Here is a 24,023-nt window from a genome sequence, read left to right as displayed (position 1 = left end):
GTTAGCCGTTCTCCTTCTGGATCTGAGCCCACTTCTCTTCGACGTCGGTGATCGCGCCGACGTTGAAGAACGCCTGCTCCGCCACGTGGTCGAACTCGCCCTTGGCGATGGCGTCGAACGACTCGATGGTGTCCTTGAGCGGAACCGTCGAACCCTCGACACCGGTGAACTTCTTCGCCATGTAGGTGTTCTGCGAGAGGAACTGCTGGATGCGGCGCGCACGCGACACCGTGATCTTGTCTTCCTCGGAGAGCTCGTCGACACCGAGGATGGCGATGATCTCCTGCAGTTCCTTGTTCTTCTGGAGGATCTGCTTGACCGTGGTGGCGACGCGGTAGTGGTCGGCGCCCAAGTAGCGGGGGTCGAGGATGCGCGACGTCGAGGTCAGCGGGTCGACGGCCGGGTACAGACCCTTCGACGCGATCTCACGGGAGAGCTCCGTGGTGGCGTCGAGGTGGGCGAACGTGGTCGCCGGAGCCGGGTCGGTGTAGTCGTCGGCGGGGACGTAGATCGCCTGCAGCGAGGTGATCGAGTGTCCACGGGTCGAGGTGATGCGCTCCTGGAGGAGGCCCATCTCGTCGGCGAGGTTCGGCTGGTAACCCACGGCGGACGGCATGCGGCCGAGCAGCGTGGAGACCTCGGAGCCTGCCTGCGTGAAGCGGAAGATGTTGTCGATGAAGAGCAGCACGTCCTGCTTCTGGACATCGCGGAAGTACTCCGCCATTGTCAGCGCGGACAGGGCGACGCGCAGACGCGTTCCCGGCGGCTCGTCCATCTGGCCGAAGACGAGGGCCGTCTTGTCGAAGACGCCCGCCTCCTCCATCTCGTGGATGAGGTCGTTGCCCTCACGGGTGCGCTCGCCGACACCAGCGAACACCGACACACCACCGTGGTCCTGCGCGACGCGCTGGATCATCTCCTGGATGAGGACGGTCTTGCCGACGCCCGCACCACCGAAGAGGCCGATCTTTCCACCCTGCACGTACGGGGTGAGGAGGTCGATGACCTTGATGCCGGTCTCGAAGAGCTGGGTCTTCGACTCGAGCTGGTCGAACGCCGGCGGCTGGCGGTGGATCGGCCAGCGCTCGGTGATCTCGATGGTCTCGCCAGGCTCTGCGTTGAGAACGTCGCCCGTGACGTTGAACACCTTGCCCTTGGTCACGTCGCCGACGGGCACCGAGATCGGTGCGCCGGTGTCGCGGACCTCTCCGCCGCGGACCAGGCCGTCGGTCGGCTTGAGCGCGATGGCGCGGACGAGGTCGTCGCCGAGGTGCTGTGCGACCTCGAGCGTGATCTCGGTCGATTCCTCGCCGATGGTGATCGTCGTCTTGAGGGCGTTGTAGATGCCAGGGATCGAGTCGTGGGGGAACTCGATGTCGACCACAGGGCCGGTGACGCGGGCGATGCGCCCGACGCCTGCCGGCTGCGCGGTCGAAGCCTGGGCTTCGGCGGTTGCGGTAGTCATGGTGTCTTCTCTTCTCGTTTGCTAAACGTGTGTCGTCCGAGTTACTTGGCGGAGCTCAGTGCGTCCGCACCGCCGACGATCTCGGAAATCTGCTGGGTGATCTCGGACTGGCGCGCGTTGTTGGCCAGGCGGGTGTAGTCGGTGATGAGCTTGTCCGCGTTGTCGCTCGCGGACTTCATCGCCTTCTGCGTCGCGGCGTGCTTCGAAGCGGCCGACTGCAGCATGGCGTTGAAGATACGGCTCTCGATGTACACCGGGAGGAGCGAGTCGAGCACGGTTGCGACGTCTGGCTCGAACTCGTAGAGCGGGAGGATCTGCTTGTCGCCCGGCTCCTCGACGCCTTCCACGACCTCGAGCGGGAGCAGACGGACGACTTCCGGCTCCTGCGTGAGCATGCTCACGAAGCGGTTGTAGATGACGTGGATCTCGTCCACGCCGCCGTCCGACGCGTCGCGAAGGAAGGATTCGAGGATCGCGTCAGCGATCTCCTTGGCCTGCTCGAACTCCGGAGCGTCCGTTCCGCCCGTCCAGACCCGCTCGAACGCGCGGCGGCGGAAACTGAAGTATCCGCTCGCCTTGCGTCCGACCAGGAAGTAGACGACATCCTTGCCCTGGCTGCGGAGCAGCTCAGCGAGCTTCTCCGACTCCTTGAGCACGTTCGTGTTGAACGCGCCTGCGAGGCCACGGTCGGAGGAGAAGATGACGATCGCTGCGCGCTCGATCTTCTCCGGTTCCGTGGTGAGGACGTGCTCGACGTTCGAGTACGTCGCCACCGCCGACACCGCGCGCGTGATGGCGCGGGCGTACGGCGACGACGCAGCGACTCTCGCCTGCGCCTTCTGGATGCGTGAGGCGGAGATCAGCTCCATGGCCCGAGTGATCTTCTTGGTCGTCTGGGCAGACTTGATCTTCTGCCGGTAGACCCGAAGTTGCGCTCCCATGTCTCTCCTAGGTAACTATCTGCTGTCGCCGGGCGGTGCCGCGGCTCAGCGCTTCGCCTTGACGATGCGCTCCTGGTTGACATCCTCTTCGGCGATCGCTTCGAACTCTTCGCGCCCGACCGAGGCGAGGGGCTTGCCCTCACCGGTCTGGAACTCGAGCTTGAACTTGTCGACCTCTGCCTCGAGCGTCGCGACGGTCTCGTCGGAGAGCTGGTTGGTCTCGCGCAGGACGTTCAGGACGTCCGTGTTGCGACGCAGGTGGTCGAGCAGTTCGGACTCGAAGCGCAGCACGTCTTCGACGGCGACCTCGTCCAGCTTGCCGTTGGTGCCTGCCCAGATCGAGACGACCTGCTCCTCGACGGGGAACGGCGAGTACTGCGGCTGCTTGAGCAGCTCGGTGAGGCGTGCGCCCCTGGCGAGCTGACGACGGCTGGCCTGGTCGAGGTCGGATGCGAACATCGCGAACGCCTCGAGCGAGCGGTACTGCGCCAGCTCGAGCTTGAGCGTGCCGGAGACCTTCTTGATCGACTTCACCTGCGCGTCGCCACCGACACGGGAGACGGAGATACCCACGTCGACCGCCGGACGCTGGTTGGCGTTGAAGAGGTCGGACTGCAGGAAGATCTGACCGTCGGTGATCGAGATCACGTTGGTCGGGATGTACGCCGAGACGTCGTTCGCCTTGGTCTCGATGATCGGGAGTCCGGTCATCGAGCCTGCGCCGAGCTCATCGGACAGCTTGGCGCAACGCTCGAGCAGGCGGGAGTGCAGGTAGAACACGTCACCGGGGTATGCCTCGCGTCCCGGCGGACGACGCAGGAGGAGCGAAACGGCGCGGTATGCCTCAGCCTGCTTCGACAGGTCGTCGAAGATGATGAGGACGTGCTTGCCGCCGTACATCCAGTGCTGGCCGATGGCCGAGCCGGTGTACGGAGCGAGGTACTTGAAGCCGGCGGGGTCGGAGGCAGGAGCTGCGACGATGGTGGTGTACTCCATCGCGCCTGCGTCCTCGAGCGCGCCCTTCACCGAGGCGATGGTCGAGCCCTTCTGGCCGATGGCGACGTAGATGCAGCGAACCTGCTTGTTGACGTCGCCGGACTCCCAGTTGGCCTTCTGGTTGATGATCGTGTCGATCGCGATGGCCGTCTTACCGGTCTGGCGGTCGCCGATGATGAGCTGACGCTGGCCACGGCCGACGGGGATCATGGCGTCGATCGCCTTGATACCCGTCTGCAGCGGCTCGTGCACGCTCTTGCGCTGCATGACGCCAGGCGCCTGCAGCTCGAGTGCGCGGCGGCCCTCGGACGCGATCTCGCCGAGACCGTCGATGGGCTTGCCCAGCGGGTCGACGACGCGGCCGAGGTAGCCGTCTCCGACGGGGACGGAGAGGACCTCGCCTGTGCGGGTCACCTCCATGCCCTCGACGATGCCGTCGAACTCACCGAGGACGACGACGCCGATCTCGTTCTCGTCGAGGTTCTGGGCGAGGCCCAGGGTGCCGTCGGAGAAGCGGATGAGCTCGTTCGCCATCACGCCGGGGAGACCCTCGACGTGCGCGATGCCGTCGGACGCGTCGATGACGTGTCCGACCTCGGTGGTCGCGGCCTTCGTGGGCTCGTACTTGGTGACGAAGTCCTTGAGCGCGTCCCGGATCTCGTCGGGGCTGATCGTTAGTTCTGCCATCGTTGTTCCCTATCTTGGGGCGGTCAGCCCGCCAGCTGAAGTCGTAAATCGGTGATGCGCGAGGCGATGCTGCCGTCGATCACGTCGTCGCCGATCTGCACACGCAGCCCACCGAGGATGGTGGGGTCGACGACCTGGTTGATCTTGAGTTTCTGTCCGTACTTCGCTGCGAGCCCAGCCTGCAGGCGCTCGGCCTGCGCAGCGGGGAGCTGCTTCGCGGTGAAGACCGTCGCGACGGTGAGGCCGGACTGAGCTGCCACGACGCGGGCGGCTTCGCGAAGACCTTCGCGGATGCTGCGACCGCGCGGCTGCAGCACGAGCTGGCGCACGATGGCGACCGTCTGGACGGACGCCTTGCCGTTGAGCAGACGCTCGACCAGCTCGCTCTTGGCCGTCGGGTCCGCGAGCTTGCTGCGCAGCGCGAGTTCGAGCTGTGCGTCGGAGGTCACGGCTCCCCCGAACGCGAACAGCTCTGCTGCGATGTCGACGCCCTTCGGCGCCGACTGGGCGATCGACCGGACACCGAGCTCTTCGATCGCGGCGAGCACATCGTTCTGACTCGACCAGCGCTCAGCGGCGATCACGCCGAGGAGCTCGACGGCCGGAGCCGAGAGCGAGCCGAAGACGCGCTGCACGAGCGCCGTCTTGCCTGCGGGGTCTGCCGATGGATCGCTGACCACTGCTCGGAGCTGGGCGGAGTCTGCGACGACTCGTCCTGCGGCGAACAGGTCTTCGGCCGTCGCCAGATCGGCCTTGGAGCCCTGCGCGGCGAGAGCCGACACGGACCTGGCCAGTGCTTCTCTGGAGGCGCTTCCCATTACTTGTTCGACCCTGCCTTTTCGCTGGCGTCCAGGTCGGCCAGGAAGCGGTCGACGATCGCCTGCGACTTCTTGTCGTCGTTGAGAGCCTCACCGATGACACCGGAGGCCAGGTCGATCGCGAGCGAGCCGACCTCGCTGCGGAGAGCGACGACGGCGGACTGGCGCTCTGCCTCGATCTGCGCCTGGGCGTTGGCGGTGACGCGGGCGGCCTCGACCGTCGCGTTGTCCTTCGCCTCAGCGACGATCTTCTGACCGTCGGTGCGAGCCTGCTCACGGATCTTGGCCGCTTCGGCGCGCGCGTCGGCGAGCTGAGCGGTGTACTCCTCGAGGAGCGCCTCGGCCTTGTGCTGAGCCTCGTCGGCCTTCGCGATGTTGCCCTCGATCGCCTCTGCACGCTCATCCAGGAGCTTCTTCACGCGCGGAAGCACGAGCTTCCAGAAGAAGAACAGGATGATGAGGAAGCAGATCAGCGAACCGATGACGTCGTACCACTCGGGGATGAGCGGATTACGCGGTGCCTCCGTTGCGGCGATAACCACACCGTGGAGCATCATTCCTCCTTACTGAGAGAGATAAAGAGGGCTGATTAGGAGGTGAAGATGAAGTAGGTAGCGATACCGATGAACGCGAGCGCCTCGGTGAATGCGATACCGATGTACATCAGAACCTGGAGGCGGCCGGCGAGCTCGGGCTGGCGAGCGACGCCCTCGATGGTCTTGCCGACCACGATGCCGACGCCGATGGCCGGGCCGATGGCCGCGAGACCGTATCCAACGGTGGCAATGTTGCCGGAGATAGCAGCGATGTCCACGTTATGTGTTTCCTTCCGTGATGGCGTTCCGTGCGAGTGCGCGGAACGTTATTAGTGTTCCTCGGCGACTGCGAGCTGAATGTAGACAGCCGTGAGCAGTGCGAAGACGTAGGCCTGGAGGACTGCGACCAGGATCTCGAACAGGGTGAATGCGAAGCCGAACGCGAAGGTGCCGATTCCGAAGAGCGACCACCAGCTTCCGGCGGTGAAGAGGAAGAACGCCGTCGCGCTGAAGAACAGCACGAGGAGCAGGTGGCCGACGACCATGTTCATCAGGAGTCGGAGCGTCAGGGTGATCGGACGCAGGACGAAGGTCGAGATGAACTCGATCGGCGTGACGATGATGTACAGCGCCTTCGGCACACCGGGCGGGAACAGCGAGTTCTTGAAGAAGTTGCCAGGGCTCGCCTTGATACCTGCGTAGATGAACGAGATGTACGCGACGATCGCGAGCACCAGCGGAACGCCGATCACCGAGGTGCCTGCGATGTTCAGACCGGGGATGATGCCGGTCAGGTTCATGAACAGCACCATGAAGAAGATGGTGGTGAGGATCGGCAGGAAGCGACGGCCGTCCTTCTTGCCGAGCAGGTCCTCTGCGATGTTGACCCGAACGAAGTCGAGTCCCATCTCCACCACGGACTGGAATCGTCCTGGGACGATCTTCATGCGACGGGTGCCGAGCCAGAAGATCAGGACGATGGCCAGCACCGCGATGAAGCGGATGACCATGATCCGGTTGACCTCGAAGCCACCGATGGAAAAGATTGCGGGCGGGAAGAACTCATCGATCGACGGACCGTGGAAGCTGCCATCATCGGAGCTTGCGGTCTGGACCAGCAGGTTCACAGCGTTAGCTAACAGCGCTATCTCCTGTTTCGGGGCGTCGAGCCAAAGCTCTCGCAGCGACGAACATTTGGACACCCGGGATCATGCGCCAAATGGTGCCTGAGGCGCTATGCGGGTGGGGAATCACCACAACTCTACAAGAGTTTTCGCAGGGTAACGAATCGGACACAGCTCAGCGCTTCTCGCCGGGCAGCGTGACGTCGCTGACGTATGGCACGCGGGAGCGGAAGACGACGATCATGTCGACGACGAGCGAGCCGATCACCCCGGCGATGAGGCTGAGGAACAGCACGACGGGGTTGATCCACGGCTGGTCCCTGAGCACGAACGCGAGCACCAGGAACAGCACGAATTTCAGGAGCCAGCCGCCGAGGACGATGCCGAAGAAGAGGCCGACGAACAGGTCGGTGCCCACGAACTTGTTGGCGATCAGGATGCTCAGGGCGGTGATGCTGAGGAAGACGACGGCCATCGCGGTGCCGATGAGCGCGCTGGTGACGCCGATCCATCCCGCGAAGACGCCGCCGAGGATCATCCCGACCACGGCGATGATCACCGCGAGGATGAGGCCGTACTTGAGCACGTCCTTGAGGATGGGCGTCGAGGACGGCTGGGCGGGCAGTGCGGCCTGCGCAGCCGCGGGCGGCGTGACTGGTTCGGCGGGCCGGCCGTCGGCGGGGGTTCCGCCGTCGTGGTCGGTCATCGTGTCTCCTTGCTGAGCGGTGCGGGGGTGGTGGTCTGTGCGGAGGTCGGAGCGGTGCCGGGGGCGTGCTCGCTCGCGGCGTCGAGCTGGTCGTAGCGGGCGGTGGCGTCCGCTTCGTCCGTGCCGGCCGGCGCGAGCTCCGCCGCGGCCTCGTTGGCTTTCCTGCGGCTCAGCGGGGCGAGCGTGAACGCGGCGCAGACAACCAGGCCGACGGCGATGAACACGATCGCCATCCAGTACGGGTCGAAGAAGAACAGCAGGCAGCCGATCGACAGCACGGCCGTCCAGCCGTAGAAGATCAGCACGGCGTGCAGGTGCGTGTGCCCCATGTCGAGCAGGCGGTGGTGCAGGTGCTTGCGGTCGGCGCTGAACGGCGACTTGCCTGCGCGCAGCCGCCTGATGACGGCGAGTCCGAAGTCGAGCAGGGGCACGATCAGCACGGCGAACGGCAGGATGATCGGGATGAACGCGGGGACGAGCGACGACTTGCCGAGCGTCTGCAGCGCCTCCGGGTTGATCGTGCCTGTGACGGAGATCGCCGATGTCGCCATCAGCAGGCCGATCAGCAGCGCGCCGGCGTCCCCCATGAACATCTTCGCCGGGTGCCAGTTGAGCGGAAGGAATCCGGCGCACGCGCCGACGAGGATCGCAGCGATCACCCCGGCGAGGCTGAAGTAGTTCTGCGGGCTGATCTCGCGCTGCAACAGATACGTGTAGACCAGGAACGAGCCGTTGGCGATGAGCGCGACGCCGGCGACGAGACCGTCGAGGCCGTCGATGAAGTTGATGGCGTTCATCACCAGCACGATCGCGAACAGCGTGATGATGATGCTCATCACCGGCGACCCGACCGTCAGACCGCCGATCGGCAGCGAGTAGATCTGCACGCCCAGCCAGGCAACGAGGCCCGCGGCGACGAACTGACCGGCGAGCTTGGTCATCCAGTCGAGATCCCAGATGTCGTCTGCGACGCCGATCACCACGATCAGCAGGGAGGCGCCGAGGATCGCGAGGATCGGCCCGGAGTCCGAGAAGATCAGCGTCAGGACGCCGAACTGGCTCGACAGCAGCCAGGCGACGCCGAACGCCACCAGGATGCCGAGGAACATCGCGATGCCGCCGAGCCTCGGGGTCGGCCTGGTGTGCACATCCCGTGCCCGGATCTTCGGGTACAGCCGGTACTTGAGGCTCAGCTTGTAGACGACCAGCGACATCCCGAACGTGATGACGGCCGAGATGAGCGCGAGGGCGAGGAGGAGGGTCACGGCTCAGGCGTCCGTCGACGTCTCGGTGGGCTCCTCCACGCTGTCGTCCGCGAGCTGGTCGCCGACGACGGCACGGATCTGCTCCGCCGAGATCACGCCGTGACGCAGGATGCGGAGCTTTCCCGTTCCCGCGGCCAGCGCAGTCGCGTCGACGATCGTGGACGAGCTGTCCTTGCCGTCGACGCGGTCGTAACCGGCGCCCGCCTCTCCCCCGTCGAGGTACACGGAGACGGAGTCGGCGAGCATGGCCTCTGCTTCCGCGGCGGTGCGGGCGGCGGGGCGGCCGGTGAGGTTGGCGGACGAGACGGCGAGCGGACCGGTCTCGGAGAGGAGTTCGAGCGCGATGGTGTCGCTCGGCATCCGCAGGGCGACGGTGCCTCTGGTCTCGCCCAGGTCCCAGACGAGCGACGGCTGGGCGGGAAGCACGACGGTGAGTCCGCCTGGCCAGAACTCCTGGACCAGGTCGGTCACGGCCTGCGGGACATCCTCTGCCAGCGCGGCCAGGGTGGGGATGCCGGGGATGAGGACAGGCGGAGGCGACTGGCGGCCGCGACCCTTCGCATCCAGCAGCCGTTGGACGGCGGCGGGGTTGAAGGCGTCTGCTGCGACGCCGTAAACGGTGTCCGTCGGAATGACGACGAGCTCGCCCCGCCCGATGGCGGCGCGAGCCAGCCTCATGCCGGAAAGGAGTTCGGAGTCGACCGAGCAGTCGTAGATGGGAGCCATGTCGGAACCATGATAGTTGAGCGATCAGGGCGTTCCCTGTCTGGAGGTCGATACTTGTCGTGATGGATGTCTACTTCTTCGACTGCGACAAGACCCTCTACGACTACGACTTCCACAAGCGCCTGCCTGCGCTGGCGAGCCTGGGCGGCGTGAGCCAGTACCATTTGGCGTCGAGCTGGTGGGCGGGAGGCTTCGAGCGCGCGGCCGAGATCGGCGAGTACTCGACCAGCGCAGAGTACCTGGATGCGTTCGCCGACGTGACAGGCGCCCGCCTCACCCTCGAGCAGTGGCAGGAGGCCAGGAAGGCCGCCATGACGCCCATCCAGGGCTCGATCGACGCTCTGCACGAGGCCGCGACCCTCGGCACGGTGTCGCTGCTGTCGAACAACCCGATCCCGTTCAAGGACTCGCTCCCCGTGCTGACGCCGGAGATCGTCGACGTGCTGCAGGGCAACGACCTCGTCTCCGCCGTGCTCGGCGCCCGCAAGCCGGAGCGCCGCATCTACACCCGCGCGCTCGGCCGCTTCGGGGTCGCAGCCGGCGACGCGATCCTGTTCGACGACTCCCTCGCCAACGTCGAGGGCGCCCGCGAGGCCGGGATGCACGCATTCCACTTCACCAAGCGCGACGATGGCACCTTCGACACCGACGGCCTCCGCGCCGCCATCCACGCGTTCGCCGGCCGCACCCGTCCCGCCTCCTGAACAATCGAGCCGGGACTTGTGCACGCCTGCCTTCGGCGTGTCGCGTGCACAAGTCCCGGCTCGATTGTTCGGGGAGGGGGTCAGCGGCGGCCGGCCTTGCGGCGGAACTGCCAGGCGGCCCAGAGGTATGCGCCGAGGATGATGACGACGCACCAGCCGAGCGCCCAGAGCGGCCTGGTGCCGGCATCCGTGCCGAAGAGCAGGCTGCGGATGGTCTCGATGATGGGCGTGATCGGCTGGTTGTCCGCGATCCACTGCAGCCAGCTCGGCATCGTGTCCGTCGGCACGAACGCGCTGGACAGGTACGGCAGGAACAGCAGGGCGAATCCGTAGCCGTTCGCCGCGGTCGGGTTCTTGGCAGCGAGGCCGATGGCGGCGTACAGCCAGGTGATCGCGAGGATGAACAGCGCGATGACGCCGATGGCCCCGAGCCATTCCGCGACGTTCGCGGTCGGCCGGAAGCCGACGGCCAGGGCGACGCCGATGACGACGCCCGTCGCCAGCAGATTGCGCACCAGGCTCGCCACCACGTGGCCGGTGATGACCCCGTTGGCGTGCAGCGGCATGGTGCGGAACCGGTCGACGATGCCGTTCGTCATGTCGTCGGCGACGTCGACCGCTGTGCTCGACGAGCCGAACCCCGCGCAGAGCAGGATGATGCCGGGGACCACGTAGTTCACGTAGTCTCCCCCGCCGTCGATCGCGCCGCCGAACACGTAGGTGAACAGCAGCATCAACATGATCGGGAGCAGGATCGCCATCGTGAGAGCTTCGACGTTGCGGACGGTGTGGCGCAGGCTCCTGCCGATGAACACAACGGTGCTGGTCAGGCGGGAGACGGCGCGGTCGACGGTGGCGACCTGGGTGGCGGTGGTGCGGGTCTCCAGTGCGACGGTCATCGGGTGACCTCCATTTCTTCTGCTGCACGGGATGCGGTGACTGCGGTGGCTGCCGGCGTCGCTGCGCCGGAGGTGAGTGCGAGGAACACGTCGTCCATGCTGGGCTTGCGGATGCTGACGCTCGCGCCTGGCAGGGCGGCCGCATCCAACTGGTCGATGGCGGCGCGCAGTCCGTGGACGGTGCCGTCGGTCGGCAGTTCGCGGACGATCTCGTCGTCGGCGTCCCTCAGCTCGACGACTTCTCCCCCGACGCGCGACTTGAGTTCCGCCGCGGTTCCCTCCGCCACGACGACGCCGCGGTCGATCACGGCGATGCGGTCGGCGAGCTGGTCGGCCTCTTCCAGATACTGCGTGGTGAGGAGGATGGTGATGCCCTGGGCCGCGAGGTCGAGGATCATCGCCCAGAGCGCCTGCCTGCTGCGCGTGTCGAGGCCGGTGGTCGGCTCGTCGAGGAAGATGACGGGAGGCGTGGCGACCAGGCTGAGCGCGAGGTCCAGCCTGCGGCGCATCCCGCCTGAGTACGCCTTGACGCGCTTGCGGGCGGCGTCGGCGAGGTCGAAGCGCTCGATGAGCTCGGCCGTCCGCGCGCGGGCGCCGGCCGCCGTGTATCCGGAGAGCCGCGCCATCATGCGCAGGTTCTCCTCGCCGGTGAGCACATCGTCGACGGCCGCGGACTGGCCGGTGAGGCTGATCGAGCGTTTGACGCCCTCTCTGTCGTGGACGACGTCGTGGCCGCAGACGCTCGCAGCGCCGTCGTCCGGCGCGACCAGCGTTGACAGGATGTTGATGAGCGTCGTCTTGCCCGCGCCGTTCGGCCCGAGAAGCGCGAAGACGCTTCCCGCCGCGACCGTGAGGTCGATGCCGTCCAGCACCCGCTGGTCGCCGAACGACTTCCGGAGACCGGCGATCTGGATCGCTTGAGCTGTCATGATCGGTTCCTTTCCGCGTCGAGTCTTATTGAGTACGACGCAAACTGTTTATGCTGCACACGGTTTTGTTTAAGGTATACACAGTTCTAGGATGGGTGTCAACAACCGAAAGGGCGCGACATGGCCGATGCTGTCGAAGAAGCACTCCCCCGCGCCGTCGCGCTGAGCTGGGGCGTCGCCGAGCGTCCGCAGCGCGGGCCGAAGCGCGAGCTGAGCATCGAACGGATTGTGGATGCGGCGATCCAGCTCGCCGACGACGAGGGCCTCTCCGCCGTCTCGATGAGCAAGATCGCGACGACACTCGGCTTCACCACCATGTCGCTCTACCGCTATGTCACCAGCAAGGACGACGTGCTCGCGCTGATGCAGGACGCGGTCTGCGCCGTGCCGATCCCGCCAGAGGAGGAGGACACGGACTGGCGCAGCGGCCTGCGCCTCTGGGCGATGGCGAGCATCCAGGTCATCCAGGCGCATCCGTGGTTCCCCGACATCCCGATCTCCGGGATGCCGCTCATGCCGAACAACCTCGCGGTGCTCGACTGGGGCCTTCGGGTGATGAAGGACCTGCCGCTCACTGAGCCGGAGAAGATGTCGACGGCGCTGCTGCTGAGCTCGTATGCGCGTGCCACTGCCGTCGTTGAGCGGGATGTGACCAGGTCGCGGCAGGTCGACGGCCCGCCGAAACGCGGGGAGGCGTTCACCGCCGCCCTCGCGGAGCTGGTCACACCGGGGCGATTCCCGAACCTGGCACCGCTGGTGCTGTCCGGCGTATACAGCGACGCGGAGGGCGAGGACGAGCAGGACGACTTCGCGTTCGGGCTCGAACGCATCCTGGACGGCATCGAGCACTACGTGGCGTCGCGGCGCAGCGGCGAGGAGGTCGTGGCGTACGAGCCGCGCCCGGAGCCGGTGCCGAACGACAAGGCGATCCGCGAGGCGGCCAAGGCGCGCAGAGAGGCGGAATCCCGGCTGCGGGAGGCGCGCAAGCGCGAGCGCGAGGTCATCGCGAAGGTGCGCGAGCGGCTGGCCAAGGAGGAGGAGCGCCGAGCGCGCGACCGCGGCTAGCGGAGCGGAGCGCTAGCGGACTGCCGTCGTGGTGCGGTCGCGCGTGGTGAGGTCGCGGTGCGTCGCGGCGGCGCGCCAGCCGTCCGCGGTGAGCAGTTCGCGGATCTCCGCGCCCTGCAGTTCCCCGTGCTCCAGCACGAGCGTCCCTCCCTCGTGCAGCAGGCGCCAGGCGACGCGCGAGATCGTGCGCACTACATCCAGCCCGTCCTGTCCGCCGTAGAGCGCGGCAGGCGGGTCGTACAGCCGCACCTCCGGGTCGCGCGGGATGGCCTCCGCGGGGATGTACGGCGGGTTCGAGATGACGACGTCGACTGTCCCGTCGAGCTCCGGCAGCGCGTCCGCCAGGTCGATGAACACGACACGGGCGTTGGTCGCGCCGGACTCCTCGACGTTGCGCTTCGCCCAGATGAAGGCCTCCGGCGAGTTCTCGACAGCGTGGATGCGAGCGTGCGGCACCTCCGTCGCCATCGCCAGCGCGATCGCCCCGCTTCCGGTGCCGAGGTCGACGCCGATCGGCTCAGGACTCGGCACGGCGCGCAGCGCGTCGATCGCGAACTGCACGACATGCTCGGTCTCCGGTCGCGGCACGAACACGCCGGGGCCGACGGCGAGCTCCAGCGAGCGGAACGGCGCCTTTCCCGTGATGTGCTGCAGCGGCTCCCTGGTGGCGCGGCGTTGTGCCAGTTTCCTGATGCGCGACGCGTCCGCATCCCCGACCGTCGCATCCAGGTGGATGAGGGCCTGCACCCTCCCGCGCCCCTCGCCGAGCACGTGGCCGACCAGCAGGTCGGCGTCGACCTCGGGGTCGGGGACGCCCGCGCTGGAGAGGAGCGCGACGACCTCGTCGCGGACGGCGCGGACGGTGGGCTCTGCTGGCGCTGCGGATGACATGGCCCATCGAGCCTACGGCACGTCAGGCGGCGTCACACAGGCCGCTGCCCTCCGGGACGGAATAGAGTTGTAAGGCTTTCACACCGTCCACCAGCGTCAACGAGGAAGAGCCATGACAGGTCACGTCTACGACAACATCACCGAAGCGGTCGGGAAGACCCCGCTCGTCAAGCTCAATCGCATCGCGGAGGGCACGGGGGCGACCGTGCTCGCCAAGCTGGAGTTCTACAACCCGGCCGGCAGCGTCAAGGACCGCATCGGCGTCGCCATCATCGACGCGGCGGAGAAGGCAGGGGCGCTGCGCCCCGGCGGCACGATCGTGGAGGGCACGAGCGGCAACACCGGCATCGCGCTCGCGATGGTCGGCGCTGCCCGCGGATACACGGTCATCCTCACGATGCCGGAGACGATGAGCAAGGAGCGCCGCGTGCTGTTGCGCGCGTTCGGTGCACAGATCGTCCTCACCCCCGGTCCCGATGGGATGCGCGGAGCGGTCGAGAAGGCCAAGGAGATCGTCGCGACCACCGAGAACGCCATCTGGGCGCAGCAGTTCGCGAACGAGGCCAACCCGGCCATCCACCGCGCGACGACGGCCGAGGAGATCTGGGAGGACACCGACGGCGGCGTCGACATCTTCGTCGCCGGAGTCGGAACGGGCGGCACCATCACCGGCGTCGGCCAGGTGCTCAAGGAGCGCAAGCCCGGCGTGCAGGTGGTCGCCGTCGAGCCGATCGACTCCCCCATCCTGAACGGCGGCAAGCCCGGACCGCACAAGATCCAGGGCATCGGCGCCAACTTCGTGCCGGAGATCCTCGACACGACCGTCTACGACGAGGTCATCGACGCGTCGTTCGACGACGCGATCGACGTCGCCAAGAAGCTCGCCAGCGAGGAGGGCATCCTCGCCGGGATCTCGTCGGGCGCGATCGTCTGGGCGGCTCTCGAGCTGGCCAAGCGGCCGGAGAACGCGGGCAAGACCATCGTCGCCGTCGTGTGCGACACCGGTGAGCGCTACATCTCGACCCCGCTCTGGGCCGACCTGCTGGACTGACCGGCGTTGGCGTTCATCTCCCGCGTCCGTGAGGACATCGCGAACGCGCGCAAGCACGACCCTGCGGCGCGCAGCGGCTTCGAGGTCTTCACGGCGTACTCCGGGCTGCACGCGATCTGGTCGTACCGTCTGGCGCACCGGATGTGGCGGTCCGGCATGAAGATGCCGGCCAGGTTCCTCTCGCAGTTCACCCGGTTCCTGACCGGCATCGAGATCCACCCGGGCGCGACGATCGGCCGACGCTTCTTCATCGACCACGGGATGGGCGTGGTGATCGGCGAGACCACGTTCGTCGGCGACGACGTAATGCTCTACCACGGCGTCACGCTGGGCGGGAAGGGCAGTGGTCACGGCAAGCGGCATCCCACCATCGGCAATGGCGTGATCGTCGGAGCCGGTGCGAAGGTGCTCGGCGCGATCACGCTCGGGGCGCACAGTGTCGTCGGCGCGAACGCCGTCGTCATCCACGACGCCCCTGAGGGCTCCGTCCTCACCGGCGTCCCCGCCCGCGCGCGCCCGCGAACGGGCCATGAGCAGATCCCCGGCGACGACTGGATCGACCCGGCCATCTACATCTGACCAGGCCCGTCCCCACGCAATCGACTCCGAAGTTGTTCAGGCTCGCCATCGGCGTGTCGCCTGAACAACTTCGGAGTCGATTCTTTAGTCGGTGGCGAGGTCGGCGAGGCGGGATTCCTCGTCGGCGGCGATGCAGGAGTCGATGACGGGCTCCAGGGCGCCGTTCATGACGGCGTCGAGGTTGTACGCCTTGTACCCGGTGCGGTGGTCCGCGATGCGGTTCTCCGGGAAGTTGTACGTGCGGATGCGCTCCGAACGGTCCATCGTGCGGATCTGGCTCTTGCGGACGGCGGCGGCCTCCGCATCCAGTTCCTCCTGCTGGCGGGCGAGCACGCGGGCGCGCAGCACGCGCATCCCTGCCTCGCGGTTCTGCAGCTGGCTCTTCTCGTTCTGCATGGCGACGACGATGCCCGTCGGAAGGTGCGTGATGCGCACGGCGGAGTCCGTGGTGTTCACCGACTGGCCGCCGGGGCCGCTCGACCGGTAGACGTCGATCTTGAGGTCGTTCTGGTTGATCTCGACCTCCTCCGGCTCGTCCACCTCGGGGAAGACGAGCACGCCGGCCGCCGACGTGTGGATGCGCCCCTGCGACTCGGTCGCCGGGACACGCTGCACACGGTGCACGCCGCCCTCGTACTTGAGGTGCGCCCAGACCCCCTCCGCCGGATCGCTGGACGAGCCCTTGATCGCGAGCTGGACGTCCTTGATGCCGCCGAGGTCACTGGAGGTCTGCTCCAGGATCTCGGTCTTCCACTTCTTGGACTCCGCGTAGTGCAGATACATCCGGAGAAGATCGGCCGCGAACAGCGCGGACTCCGCCCCGCCTTCGCCCATCTTGATCTCCATGATGACGTCGCGGCTGTCGTTGGGGTCGCGCGGGATGAGGAGCCTGCGCAGCTTCTCCCCCGACTCCTCCAGGCTCGCCTCGAGTCCTGGGACCTCCTCGGCGAACGCCTCATCCTCCGCCGCGAGCTCCTTGGCAGCGGCGAGGTCGTCCTCGAGCTGCTTCCACTGGTGGTACGCGGCGACGATGCGGCTGAGCTCTGCGTAGCGCCGGTTGACCTTCTTGGAGCGCACGGGGTCGCTGTGCAGTTCAGGGTCGGCGAGCTGCTCCTGCAGGTCGTCGTGCTCGGCGATCAGGCTGTTCACCGATTCGAACATGGGACTTCTTTCTGGAAGGGTCGGGCTTTCTGGAGGGGGACGAGCGTGTCCGGGAACGGAAAAGTGCCCGTCGACAATCGCGCGCGGCGACGTCGGCGGGCACTCCTCAGCTAGCGGTGGTCGTTCTCGTGGCCGTGCGAGTGCGCGGTGCCGTGACCGTTGGCCGGCGCCGGCATCGACTTCTGCACCTGCATCAGGAACTCGACGTTGCTCGAGGTCTCCTTGAGGCGGCCGAGCACGATCTCGAGCGCCTGCTGCTGGTCGAGGCCGGCGAGGGCACGACGCAGCTTCCAGGTGATCTTGACCTCGTCGGCGCCCATCAGCATCTCTTCGCGGCGGGTGCCGGATGCGTTGACGTCGACAGCGGGGAAGATCCGCTTGTCGGCGAGCTGACGCGAGAGGCGGAGCTCCATGTTGCCGGTGCCCTTGAACTCCTCGAAGATGACCTCGTCCATCTTGGACCCGGTCTCCACGAGAGCAGAGGCGAGGATCGTGAGCGATCCGCCGTGCTCGATGTTGCGGGCCGCGCCGAAGAAGCGCTTCGGCGGGTACAGCGCCGAGGCGTCGACACCACCGGAGAGGATGCGACCGGATGCCGGAGCAGCCAGGTTGTATGCGCGTCCCAGGCGGGTGATCGAGTCGAGCAGCACGACGACGTCGTGACCGAGCTCCACCAGACGCTTCGCGCGCTCGATGGCGAGCTCGGCGACCGTGGTGTGGTCCTCCGCAGGGCGGTCGAAGGTGGAGGCGATGACCTCGCCCTTCACCGTGCGCTGCATGTCGGTGACCTCTTCGGGACGCTCGTCCACCAGGACGACCATGAGGTGCACCTCTGGGTTGTTCGTGGTGATGGCGTTCGCGATCTGCTGCATGACGATCGTCTTGCCGGCCTTCGGGGGCGCGACGATGAGGCCGCGCTGGCCCTTGCCGATCGGGGCGACGAGGTCGATGATGCGCTGGGTCAGCTTGCCGGGCTCCGTCTCGAGGCGCAGGCGCTCCTGCGGGTAGAGCGGGGTCAGCTTGCCGAACTCGACGCGACCGGCGGCCTCTTCGATGGTCTGGCCGTTGATCGAGTCGACCTTGACGATCGCGTTGTACTTCTGGCGGGCGTTGTTCTCGCCCTCGCGCGGCTGGCGGATTGCACCGACCACGGCGTCGCCCTTGCGCAGGTTGTACTTCTTGACCTGGCCGAGGGAGACGTAGACGTCGCTCGCGCCAGGCAGGTAGCCGGAGGTGCGGACGAAGGCGTAGTTGTCGAGCACGTCCAGGATGCCGGCGACGGGGATGAGGACGTCGTCATCGCTGATCTCCGGCTCGAAGTCGTCCGTGCCGACGCCGCCGCGACGCTTGCGGTCGCGGTAGCGGCTGCGGCCGGAGCGGTCGTCCGCCTGGTTCGCGTCCTGGCCGCCGTTGCGGTTCTGCTGACCGTTGCGGTTCTGCTGGCCGTTCTGGCCGCCCTGCTTCTGGTCGTCGCGGTCGGCCTGCTGACCCTGGCTCTGCTGGTTCTGCGCCTGCTGGCCGTCTCCGCCCTGCTGGCCGCCCTGGTTCTGACCGTTCTGGCCGCCCTGGTTCTGGGAGTTCTTGTTCCGGTTCCGATTGCGGTTGCGGCCCTGGCGGGGCTGCTGGTCGCCTTCGCCCTGGGCGTCGCCCTGGGCCTGCGTGTCAGCAGCGTCCTGCGCGGCTGCACCGTTCTCGGCCTTCTCGCCCTGGTCCTGCTGGGCGTTCTGGTCGCCGGCCTGACCCCGTCCGCGGCGGCGGTTGCGCCCCTGACCCTGGCCCTGCTCCGCCTGCTTGTCGCCCTCTGCGCCAGCCGTCGCCTGCTGAGCAGCGGACTCGCGATTGGCGAGCGCGGAGTCGAGCAGCGCATCCACATCGGGGATGAGCGACTCGACGCCGGTGGCGCCGGTGTTCACGTGCGTCGCTGCTGCGATGCCCGTTCCGTCCGCACTGGATGCGCGGCGGGAGCCACGGCGACGCGGCGCCTGCTCGGCGGGCGCTGCGTCCGGCAGGACGGCCTCGCCGACGTGCGGCTCAGCGGAGACCGGCTCTGCGATGAGCGGCTCGATGAGCACCTGGGATGCTGCGCGTGCATTCTCCTGCCCGGCCACGGGTGCGTCCGCGGAGTCGGCAGCAGGGGCGTCGGCGGTCGCGGAACCCGCGGCCTCCGTGCGCGCTGCGGCGATGGCCGCAACGAGCTCGCCCTTGCGAAGCTTGGTCGCTCCCTGAAGTCCCAACTGGGCGGCGAGAGCCTGAAGCTCTGCCACCTTGAGGGAGGTCAGGTCGCTGGTGTCCACGCCCCCGGCGTGGAGTTCGACATCAGTCACTGAAGAGGATTCCTTTCCCCCGACGCGCGATTCTCGCCGTCGTTCTGGAGCACTCGTCACATGAACTACCGCTTCTGTGGTGTCACCGAAAGGTACTCGGGTGCACAGGTAGGAGTGACGGCATGATTGCTAGAAATCACCCGAAGATCAGATTCGCTCATGGAGAGGTTTCTGCGGGTGCACGCACAGTTTACCACTGTTGCCGGGCTGCTCTTGACGCTAGGCGGCCGGCGTGTCCGCCTGTTTCGCGAACTGCGTCACCGTCGCGCCCTTGAAGTCGACCGCGAGCATGAGCGCCTGCCACGGCGTCTCCGAGTGCGCGGCGGCGAGCTCCGCGGCGGCGAGCCGCTGGCTCGGGTCGCTGCAGAGCACGAGGACGGACGGGCCGGCGCCGGAGACGACGGCGGCGAAGCCGTTCTCGCGCAGCAGCGTGATCAGCCGGTCGGTCTCCGGCATCGCGGAGGCACGGTAGCTCTGGTGGAGCTTGTCCTCCGTTGCTGCGTGCAGTAGCTCTGGGCTCTGGATGAGGGCCGCGACGAGCAGGGCGGAGCGCGAGACGTTGAAGACCGCATCCTCGTGGGGCACCGACTGCGGCTGCAGGCTGCGGGCGAGCGCCGTCGACATCACGTGCTGCGGAACCAGCACGAGCGGCGAGACGCCGCGGTGCACGATCAGCTTCTTGAACCGGGGACCCTCCGGGGTGACCCACGCGATCGTCAGGCCACCGAAGAGCGCAGGCGCGACGTTGTCCGGGTGGCCCTCCATGTCGTTGGCGAGGGCGAGGAGGCCCTGGGCGTCGATGTCGACGACGCCCTCCAGCAGCCCCTTGGCCGCCATGATGCCGGACACGATCGCCGCTCCGGACGACCCCATCCCCCTGCCGTGCGGGATGCTGTTGCGGGCGACCAGGTCGAGGCCGGGCATGGGGAGCCCGACCGACTCGAAGGTGTGCGCGATGGCGCGGACGACGAGGTTCGTCTCGTCCGTCGGCACCTCGCCTGCACCGACGCCGATGACCTCGACGGTCGCGCCAGGCTCGTCGCGGACGGACACCCGCAGCTCGTCGTAGAGCGCGAGCGCGAGGCCGAGGGTGTCGAAGCCTGGGCCCAGGTTGGCGCTGGTCGCCGGGACCTTGACCGTGACGGCACGGCCGCTCAGGTCGGCGGCCTGGAAGGTCACGCGTTCGCCTTCTCGGCCGCCACCAGACCGAGCACGTCGGCGATGGTGGTGGTGTCGACCGGGACGACGGTCGGCTGCACGTCGGAGCCGTCCGCCGTGCGCAGCGCCCACTGCGGGTCCTTCAGACCGTGGCCGGTCACCGTGAGGACGACCGTCGCTCCGGCCGGGATCACACCGGCCGCTGAGCGCTCGAGCAGCCCGGCGACGCTGATCGCCGACGCCGGCTCGACGAAGATGCCGACCTCGGCCGAGAGAATGCGCTGCGCCTCGAGGATGTGCTCGTCCGAGATCGCGCCGAAGTAGCCGTCGCTGTCGTCGCGCGCGTTGAGCGCGAGCTCCCACGACGCCGGATTGCCGATGCGGATGGCGGTGGCGATGGTGTCCGGGTTCTTCACCGGCTGGCCGAGGACGATCGGGGCGCTGCCCGCTGCCTGGAAGCCGAACATCCTGGGCAGCTTGGTGGCCTCTCCGCGCTGCAACTCCTCGGTGTATCCGCGGTGGTACGCCGTGTAGTTGCCCGCGTTGCCGACGGGGACGATGTGGAAGTCTGGTGCGTCTCCCAGGACCTCGACGACCTCGAAGGCCGCCGTCTTCTGGCCCTCGATGCGGTCGGGGTTGACCGAGTTGACGAGGTGGACGGGGTAGTTGGTGGCGAGGTCGCGGGCGATGTCGAGACAGTCGTCGAAGTTGCCCTGCACCTGCAGCAGCTGCGCGTTGTGCGCGATGGCCTGGCTGAGCTTGCCCAGCGCGATCTTGCCCTCCGGCACGAGCACGACGGCCTGGATGCCCGCGTGTGTCGCGTACGCGGCCGCCGACGCAGAGGTGTTGCCTGTGGATGCGCAGATCACGGCCTTCGCACCGTGCTCGACGGCCTTCGAGATGGCCATCGTCATGCCGCGGTCCTTGAAGGAACCAGTCGGGTTCATGCCCTCGAACTTGACGAACACGTTCGCACCCGTGCGCGCGGAGAGCGCGGGAGCGGGAAGGAGCGGAGTGCCGCCTTCGCCGAGCGTCACGATCGGAGTGGCCTCTGTGATGTTCAGGCGGTCCGCGTATTCACGCAGGACGCCCCGCCACTGACGACTATTCGCTTTCTCGGGCATTACGATCCTTCGACTCGGAGTACGGATGAGATGGCTGTCACGGCGTCGCTCGCCGCGAGAGCCTCCACGGTGGCCGCGAGTGCGGCCTCCTCGGCCTCGTGGGTGCCGATAACCAGGGTAGCGGTGGGTGCGCCGTTGCCGTGAACCGGAGCGTTGCCCGCGATGACGACGGCGCCGGGGAGCGGAACAGGTCCCGTGGTGCTCGGCACCGACTGCTGCACCGTCTCGACGCTCACCCCGCCGTCGCTCAGGATGCGCGCGACGGCGGCGAGCACGCCGGGCTGGTCGGCCACATCCAGAGTGATCTGGTAGCGGGTGACGACGCGGCCGATGTCGAGCACGGGCAGTTGCGCGTGCGTCGACTCCGCGACGCCCGGGCCACCGACGACGTGGCGGCGCGCGGCGGAGACCAGGTCGCCGAGCACGGCGGACGCCGTCTCCACTCCCCCTGCTCCCGCGCCGTAGAACATGAGGTCGCCTGCGGCGGCGGCCTGGACGAACACCGCGTTGTGCGCCCCGTGCACGGCGGCCAGTGGATGGTCGCGGCTGATCAGCGCGGGATACACGCGGGCGGAGACGCCCTCTTCTCCCGTCTCGGGGTCGGTCAGGCGCTCGCAGATCGCGAGCAGCTTGATGACGGAGCCCGCCTCCCTGGCGGCGTCCACCTGCGCGGTGGTGACGGAGGTGATGCCCTCGCGGTAGACCGATTCCAGCGGCACGGTGGTGTGGAACGCGAGGCTGGCGAGGATCGCCGCCTTCTGCGCCGCGTCGTAGCCGCCGATGTCCGCTGTGGGGTCGGCCTCGGCGTATCCGCGGTCGGTGGCGGTGGCGAGGGCGTCCGCCAGGGACTCTCCGTGCACATCCATGCGGTCGAGGATGAAGTTGGTGGTGCCGTTGACGATGCCGAGGATGCGGTTGACCCTGTCGCCGGCGAGGCTGTCGCGCAGCGGGCGGATGATCGGGATGGCGCCGGCGACGGCGGCCTCGTAGTAGAGCTGGGCGCCGACCTGCTCCGCCGCCTCGAACAGCTCAGGGCCGTGCGTGGCGAGCAGCGCCTTGTTGGCGGTGATGACGTCCGCGCCCGAGTTGAGCGCCTGGAGCACGTAGCCTCGGGCCGGTTCGACCCCGCCCATCAGCTCCACGACGATGTCGGCGCCGAGGATGAGCGACGACGCGTCCGTGGTGAACAGCTCGCGCGGCAGGTCGACGTCGCGCTGCGCATCCAGGTCGCGCACGGCGATGCCCACCAGTTCGAGCTTCGCCCCGATCCGGGAGGCGAACTCGTCACCCTGCTCGAGCAGCAGCCGCGCCACCTGCGAGCCGACGGAGCCCGCGCCAAGCAGGGCCACCCGGAGGTTGCGGTACTCGATCATGCCTGTGCTCCTTCGTACGCGGCGTCTCTCGACAGCAGGTCGGCCTCGGTCTCCGCCCGCACGATCACCCGCGACGCTCCGTCGCGGACGGCGATCACGGCCGGTCTGCCGAGATAGTTGTAGTTGCTCGCGAGCGACCAGCAGTATGCGCCGGTCGCCGGTACGGCGAGCAGGTCGCCTGGGGCGACGTCGCCGGGCAGGTAGTCGGCGTCCACGACGATGTCGCCGCTCTCGCAGTGCTTGCCCGCGATGCGCACCAGTTCGGCCGGCGCGTCCGACACCCGGTCGGCGATGCGCACGGAGTAGTCCGCGCCGTAGAGCGCTGGGCGCGCGTTGTCGCTCATGCCGCCGTCGACGCTCACGTAGCGGCGAATCGCGGTCTCCCCGTCGTCCTGGAACGCGACGGGCACATCCTTGGTGGTCCCAGCGGTGTAGAGCGTGAGCCCCGCCGTGCCGATGATCGACCGGCCTGGCTCGAACGCGACGACGGGCAGCGGGATGCCCAGCTCTGCGCAGCGCGATGCGACGGTCTGGGCGATGGTCTCCGCGAGCTCCCCGATCGGCGCAGGGTCGTCGACGGAGGTGTACGCGATGCCGAACCCGCCGCCGAGGTTGAGCTCGGGCACCGGTCCGTCCGCGAGCAGTTCGGTGTGCACGGCGAGGAGCCGCGCGGCGGACTCCGCGAAGCCGTCCGACCCGAAGATCTGCGAGCCGATGTGACAGTGCAGCCCGAGGAAGTTCAGCGAGCCACGGCTCCGGATGCGCGCGACCGCGTCCGGCGCTGCCGCAAGGCCGATCCCGAACTTCTGATCCTCGTGAGCGGTCGCGAGGAACGCGTGCGTGTGCGCGTGCACCCCGCTGTTGACCCGCAGCCGCACCGACTGGATGCGCCCGTGCCTGTCTGCGGCGTCCGCGACCCTGTCGATCTCCTGCAGGCTGTCGATGATGATCGCTCCGACCCCGAGCGAGACGGCCCTGTCGATCTCGGCGAGCGACTTGTTGTTGCCGTGGAAGCCGAGCCGCTCGGGGGCGACTCCGGCTGCGAGCGCGACGGCGAGCTCCCCTCCGCTGCACACGTCGATGTTGAGCCCTGCGTCCGCCATCCAGCGGGCGACCTCGATGCTGAGGAACGCCTTGCCCGCGTAGTACACCTTCGCAGAGCCGCCGACGCGCTCGAAGGCGCCGACGAGAGCGGAACGGACCTCGGCGGCGCGCTCCCGCGCATCCACCTCGTCGACGATGTAGACGGGGGTGCCGTACCTGGCGGCCAGCTCGGTGGCGGTGACACCGCCGACGACGAGCTCCCCGTCCTGTCTGGCCACGGTGCGCGACCACAGGCCGGGATGCAGGTCGTTGGCGTCGCCGGGCACGGCGAGCCAGCCGGGGGCGAGTGGATTGGACACAGAAGCCACAGGGAAAACCTCACGGAATGAATCGAGTGGGGATCTCTCGGAGGCGAGCGGACCCGGATTGGTCCCTGAAGCCGGTGGAGAAGTACCGG

General features: G+C 67.8%; 23 protein-coding genes. 4 read left to right on the top strand and 19 right to left on the bottom strand.

Features of this window, described 5'->3' with window-relative positions:
* Position 1: 1 nt before the first annotated feature.
* The 10 genes from atpD to ASE16_RS05615 all read right to left on the bottom strand — a co-directional run bounded on the left by atpD (position 2) and on the right by ASE16_RS05615 (position 9,264).
* Positions 2 to 1,465 (bottom strand): F0F1 ATP synthase subunit beta, encoded by a 1,464-nt coding sequence (atpD, locus tag ASE16_RS05660; protein ID WP_055892055.1) that lies wholly within the window; start codon positions 1,463 to 1,465, stop codon positions 2 to 4.
* A gap of 41 nt (positions 1,466 to 1,506) precedes the next feature.
* Positions 1,507 to 2,406: a F0F1 ATP synthase subunit gamma gene (locus tag ASE16_RS05655; protein ID WP_055892052.1), complete on the bottom strand. Its 900-nt coding sequence runs from the start codon at positions 2,404 to 2,406 to the stop codon at positions 1,507 to 1,509.
* A 45-nt stretch (positions 2,407 to 2,451) separates the two neighbouring features.
* A complete protein-coding gene (gene atpA, locus ASE16_RS05650; RefSeq protein WP_055892049.1) occupies positions 2,452 to 4,089 on the bottom strand; it encodes a F0F1 ATP synthase subunit alpha in 1,638 nt (545 codons plus the stop codon).
* Positions 4,090 to 4,112: 23 nt separating this feature from the next.
* Positions 4,113 to 4,907, bottom strand: coding sequence for a F0F1 ATP synthase subunit delta (locus ASE16_RS05645; protein ID WP_055892046.1), 795 nt, complete (start codon positions 4,905 to 4,907; stop codon positions 4,113 to 4,115).
* Positions 4,907 to 5,461, bottom strand: coding sequence for a F0F1 ATP synthase subunit B (locus tag ASE16_RS05640; RefSeq protein WP_055894311.1), 555 nt, complete (start codon positions 5,459 to 5,461; stop codon positions 4,907 to 4,909). Before ASE16_RS05640 ends, ASE16_RS05645 begins: the two co-directional genes overlap by 1 nt.
* Positions 5,462 to 5,496: 35 nt before the next feature.
* Positions 5,497 to 5,721: an ATP synthase F0 subunit C gene (gene atpE / locus ASE16_RS05635; protein ID WP_055892042.1), complete on the bottom strand. Its 225-nt coding sequence runs from the start codon at positions 5,719 to 5,721 to the stop codon at positions 5,497 to 5,499.
* Positions 5,722 to 5,772: 51 nt separating this feature from the next.
* Entirely contained in the window at positions 5,773 to 6,570 is a 798-nt protein-coding gene (gene atpB, locus ASE16_RS05630; protein ID WP_055892038.1) for a F0F1 ATP synthase subunit A, read from the bottom strand.
* Positions 6,571 to 6,742: 172 nt separating this feature from the next.
* A complete protein-coding gene (locus ASE16_RS05625) occupies positions 6,743 to 7,273 on the bottom strand; it encodes a hypothetical protein (protein WP_055892035.1) in 531 nt (176 codons plus the stop codon).
* Complete coding sequence (locus ASE16_RS05620; RefSeq protein ID WP_055892030.1) at positions 7,270 to 8,538, bottom strand: MraY family glycosyltransferase; 1,269 nt, start codon at positions 8,536 to 8,538, stop codon at positions 7,270 to 7,272. The genes ASE16_RS05625 and ASE16_RS05620 overlap by 4 nt, the downstream gene beginning before the upstream one ends.
* Positions 8,539 to 8,541: 3 nt before the next feature.
* Positions 8,542 to 9,264 carry an L-threonylcarbamoyladenylate synthase gene (locus ASE16_RS05615; protein WP_055892026.1) on the bottom strand — a complete coding sequence of 241 codons (723 nt, stop codon included), beginning with the start codon at positions 9,262 to 9,264 and terminating at the stop codon, positions 8,542 to 8,544.
* A gap of 62 nt (positions 9,265 to 9,326) precedes the next feature.
* On the opposite strand from ASE16_RS05615, the gene ASE16_RS05610 reads away from it, so the two are divergent.
* Positions 9,327 to 9,968, top strand: coding sequence for an HAD family hydrolase (locus ASE16_RS05610; RefSeq protein WP_055892021.1), 642 nt, complete (start codon positions 9,327 to 9,329; stop codon positions 9,966 to 9,968).
* Positions 9,969 to 10,048: 80 nt separating this feature from the next.
* On the opposite strand, the gene ASE16_RS05605 is transcribed toward ASE16_RS05610, so the two are convergent.
* Together ASE16_RS05605 and ASE16_RS05600 are read right to left on the bottom strand one after the other, a co-directional pair.
* Positions 10,049 to 10,867 (bottom strand): ABC transporter permease, encoded by an 819-nt coding sequence (locus ASE16_RS05605; protein WP_055892016.1) that lies wholly within the window; start codon positions 10,865 to 10,867, stop codon positions 10,049 to 10,051.
* Entirely contained in the window at positions 10,864 to 11,796 is a 933-nt protein-coding gene (locus ASE16_RS05600) for an ATP-binding cassette domain-containing protein (RefSeq protein WP_055892013.1), read from the bottom strand. The genes ASE16_RS05605 and ASE16_RS05600 overlap by 4 nt, the downstream gene beginning before the upstream one ends.
* A gap of 120 nt (positions 11,797 to 11,916) precedes the next feature.
* On the opposite strand from ASE16_RS05600, the gene ASE16_RS05595 reads away from it, so the two are divergent.
* Entirely contained in the window at positions 11,917 to 12,861 is a 945-nt protein-coding gene (locus ASE16_RS05595; protein WP_055892010.1) for a TetR/AcrR family transcriptional regulator, read from the top strand.
* Positions 12,862 to 12,873: 12 nt separating this feature from the next.
* On the opposite strand, the gene prmC is transcribed toward ASE16_RS05595, so the two are convergent.
* Entirely contained in the window at positions 12,874 to 13,752 is an 879-nt protein-coding gene (gene prmC / locus ASE16_RS05590; RefSeq protein ID WP_055892007.1) for a peptide chain release factor N(5)-glutamine methyltransferase, read from the bottom strand.
* 112 nt (positions 13,753 to 13,864) lie between these two features.
* Here prmC and cysK point away from each other — a divergent pair, with 112 nt between their 5' ends.
* Both cysK and epsC read left to right on the top strand, forming a co-directional pair.
* Positions 13,865 to 14,803, top strand: a complete 939-nt coding sequence (gene cysK, locus ASE16_RS05585) for a cysteine synthase A (RefSeq protein ID WP_055892004.1) — start codon at positions 13,865 to 13,867, stop codon at positions 14,801 to 14,803.
* A 6-nt stretch (positions 14,804 to 14,809) separates the two neighbouring features.
* A complete protein-coding gene (gene epsC / locus ASE16_RS05580) occupies positions 14,810 to 15,382 on the top strand; it encodes a serine O-acetyltransferase EpsC (RefSeq protein WP_055892001.1) in 573 nt (190 codons plus the stop codon).
* A gap of 84 nt (positions 15,383 to 15,466) precedes the next feature.
* Here the strand turns inward: epsC and prfA are convergent, their stop codons facing one another.
* The 6 genes from prfA to lysA all read right to left on the bottom strand — a co-directional run bounded on the left by prfA (position 15,467) and on the right by lysA (position 23,934).
* Positions 15,467 to 16,543, bottom strand: coding sequence for a peptide chain release factor 1 (gene prfA, locus ASE16_RS05575; RefSeq protein ID WP_055891997.1), 1,077 nt, complete (start codon positions 16,541 to 16,543; stop codon positions 15,467 to 15,469).
* A gap of 110 nt (positions 16,544 to 16,653) precedes the next feature.
* Positions 16,654 to 18,867: a transcription termination factor Rho gene (rho, locus tag ASE16_RS05570; protein WP_055891994.1), complete on the bottom strand. Its 2,214-nt coding sequence runs from the start codon at positions 18,865 to 18,867 to the stop codon at positions 16,654 to 16,656.
* 219 nt (positions 18,868 to 19,086) lie between these two features.
* Positions 19,087 to 20,046 (bottom strand): homoserine kinase, encoded by a 960-nt coding sequence (gene thrB, locus ASE16_RS05565; protein ID WP_055891991.1) that lies wholly within the window; start codon positions 20,044 to 20,046, stop codon positions 19,087 to 19,089.
* Complete coding sequence (gene thrC, locus ASE16_RS05560; RefSeq protein ID WP_055891986.1) at positions 20,043 to 21,149, bottom strand: threonine synthase; 1,107 nt, start codon at positions 21,147 to 21,149, stop codon at positions 20,043 to 20,045. Before thrC ends, thrB begins: the two co-directional genes overlap by 4 nt.
* Positions 21,149 to 22,522: a homoserine dehydrogenase gene (locus ASE16_RS05555; protein WP_055891983.1), complete on the bottom strand. Its 1,374-nt coding sequence runs from the start codon at positions 22,520 to 22,522 to the stop codon at positions 21,149 to 21,151. The genes thrC and ASE16_RS05555 overlap by 1 nt, the downstream gene beginning before the upstream one ends.
* The gene (lysA, locus tag ASE16_RS05550; protein WP_055891980.1) at positions 22,519 to 23,934 is read right to left on the bottom strand and encodes a diaminopimelate decarboxylase; all 1,416 of its coding nucleotides are present in this window, start codon (positions 23,932 to 23,934) and stop codon (positions 22,519 to 22,521) included. Before lysA ends, ASE16_RS05555 begins: the two co-directional genes overlap by 4 nt.
* Positions 23,935 to 24,023 lie beyond the last annotated feature (89 nt).

This window comes from Leifsonia sp. Root227, assembly GCF_001428745.1.
GTDB lineage: Bacteria > Actinomycetota > Actinomycetes > Actinomycetales > Microbacteriaceae > Leifsonia.
This window is presented reverse-complemented; position numbering and strand designations above follow the sequence as displayed.